The organism is Archangium sp. (genome assembly GCF_036389735.1).
In the GTDB taxonomy this organism is placed as follows: Bacteria; Myxococcota; Myxococcia; order Myxococcales; family Myxococcaceae; genus Archangium.
In genome coordinates this window covers 1-2,502 of record NZ_DASVWK010000461.1, presented here as the reverse complement: position 1 = coordinate 2,502, position 2,502 = coordinate 1, and the positions used below count along the sequence as shown (strand labels likewise).

Sequence of the window (2,502 nt, the reverse complement as noted above, 5' to 3'; positions counted from 1 at the left end):
GTGCCAGAACTCGATGCGGTCGGGCACCACCCGCAGGCCCGACCAGTGTGGCGGGCGCGGCACCTGCTGGCCGTCGTACCGGCGTGTGAGCTCCTCCACCCGCGCCTCCAGCTCCTCGCGCGACGGGAGGGGCTGGCTCTGAAGGCTCGCCCACGCCCCTATCTGGCTGCCGCGCGGCCGGCTCTGGTAGTACGCGTCCGCCTCCTCGTCCGACACCCGCTCCACGCGCCCTTCCACCCGCACCTGCTGCTCCATCGGCTGCCAGAAGAAGCAGAGCGCCGCCCACGGGTGGTTGAGCAGCTCCCGTCCCTTGCGGCTCTCCAGGTTGGTGAAGAAGACGAAGCCGCGCGCATCGAAGTCCTTCAACAGCACCACGCGCGCGGACGGCCTGCCCTCGGGCCCCACCGACGCCACCGTCATGGCGTTGGGGTCCCCGGGGATGACACGCCTGGCCTCCTGGAAGAGGGTCGCGAAACGTTCAATCGGATCCTTGGGTATCTCCACGCGCCCACCATACCAACCCGCTCCCGGAGTGCGAGTCGCGGTTTGGGTTGACTCGCCCGGCCCACAGGGCATCGTCTCATTCCATGAAGATCCTCTTCGTGGCCTCCGAGGTGTCGCCCTTCTCCAAGACGGGTGGGCTCGGAGACGTGGCCGGAGCCTTGCCCGCGGCGTTCGCGGCGCTCGGCCACGAGGTGAAGGTCATCAGTCCCCGCTACCGGAGCGTCCAGGACGACCGGCTCACCTCCACCGGCCAGCAGATCGAGCTGCGCTTTCCCTTCGGCACCGAGCGCGGGCCCATCCTCTCGCTGCGCCAGTCGCCCAACCTCGAGCTGCTCTTCCTGGAGAACGAGCACTACTACGGCCGCGCCGGCATCTACGGCGACGCCTGGGGCGAGTTCGGGGACAACCACCGGCGCTTCGCCTACCTCTCCATGGGCGCGCTCCAGGCGACCCAGCGCCTGGGCTTCATCCCGGACATCATCCACGTCAATGACTGGCAGACGGGACTGGTGCCGGTGGCGCTCCGGCGGGGCTTCCAGGGCACCGGCCTGTCGCGGGCCCGGACCGTCCTCACCATCCACAACCTCGCCTACCAGGGGCAGTTCGGTAAGCACGTCATGGACGAGCTGGGTCTGCCGTGGGACCTCTTCACCGCCGAGATGGGGTTGGAGTTCTACGACGCGGTCAACTTCCTCAAGGGCGCCATCCAGTTCTCCGACGCCCTCACCACCGTGTCGCCCACCTACGCGAGGGAGATCCAGGAGCCGGAGGGCGGCGCCAGCCTGGACGGGCTGCTGCGCGCGCGCCGGGGCGTGCTCACCGGCATCGTCAACGGCGTCGACGTGCAGGAGTGGAACCCGGAGACGGACCCACACCTGCCGGCGCGCTACGGGGCACAGGACCTGACGGGGAAGGCCGCGTGCCGACGCGAGCTGCTCGAGCGCTTCGGACTGCGGCCGGACACCGAGGCGCCGGTGTTCGGCATCGTCTCGCGGCTGGCGTGGCAGAAGGGGATGGACCTGCTGCTGGAGACGATGCCCCTGGCCCTCCAGTCGGACATCCGCTTCGTCGCGGTGGGCAGCGGCGAGGGCCGTTACGAGGACTGGTTGCGCGCCCTCCAGCACCAATTCCCCGAGCAGGTGGGGACATTCATCGGCTTCGACCAGGGGCTGTCCCACCTGGTGGAGGCGGGGGCGGACTTCTTCATCATGCCCAGCCGGTACGAGCCGTGCGGCCTCAACCAGATGTACTCGCTGCGCTACGGCACGGTGCCCATCGTCCGGGCCACGGGCGGCCTGGTGGACACGGTGGAGGGGAGCATGGACGGGGACGGCATCCTCTTCGAGGCCTTCCACCCCTCGGCGCTGCTGGCGGCGCTGCGGCGGGCCCAGGCCCTCTACGCCGAGCCGGAGCGGTTGCTGGCCTTCCGCAAGCGCGGCATGGGCCGGGACTTCTCCTGGGACGCGTCGGCGCGGAAGTACGAGCGCGTCTTCACCTCCCTCGTGACGCGGTAGTGCGGTTGGGACTCAAAGCAAGGTAGGCTGGAGACGTGTCGCAAGCAGCGGACCTGGGTGGGTACGAGGTCGTTGGCCGACTCGCGGTAGGCGGGATGGCCGAGGTGTACCAGGCACGCGCGCGGACCACGACGCAGCGCTCCCCGGGCGAGCCGGACGAAGTGGTGCTCAAGCGGCTGCTCCCCGCGTACCGCAACGATGGTGCGTACGTGAAGGCCTTCGTCGACGAGGCGAAGCTCACGGTCCGCCTGCGCCACCCGCACATCGTCCGCACCTTCCGCCTGTTCAAGACGGGGCCGGACTACTTGATGGTGCAGGAGCTGGTGGCCGGCCGGACGCTGGGCTTCATGCAGGAGCTGCTGGTGAAGGCCGGGGCGGCGATGCCGCCGGAGGCGGCCTGCTACATCGCCTGGTGCATCCTCAAGGCGCTGGACTACATCCACCGCGCGAAGGTGGGCGAGGGGGGGGCCAACATCGTCCACCG

General features: G+C 69.6%; 3 protein-coding genes. 2 read left to right on the top strand and 1 reads right to left on the bottom strand.

What is annotated here, in order from left to right; translation table 11 throughout:
- Window positions 1-576, bottom strand: a 576-nt coding sequence (gene pdxH / locus VF794_RS16520) for a pyridoxamine 5'-phosphate oxidase (RefSeq protein WP_414640915.1), incomplete at its 3' end; no start/stop codon positions are given.
- An 11-nt stretch (window positions 577-587) separates the two neighbouring features.
- On the opposite strand from pdxH, the gene glgA reads away from it, so the two are divergent.
- Complete coding sequence (gene glgA / locus VF794_RS16515) at window positions 588-2,018, top strand: glycogen synthase GlgA (protein ID WP_331111496.1); 1,431 nt, start codon at window positions 588-590, stop codon at window positions 2,016-2,018.
- Window positions 2,019-2,053: 35 nt separating this feature from the next.
- The coding region (locus VF794_RS16510; RefSeq protein WP_331111494.1) for a serine/threonine protein kinase at window positions 2,054-2,502 on the top strand (449 nt) is incomplete at its 3' end.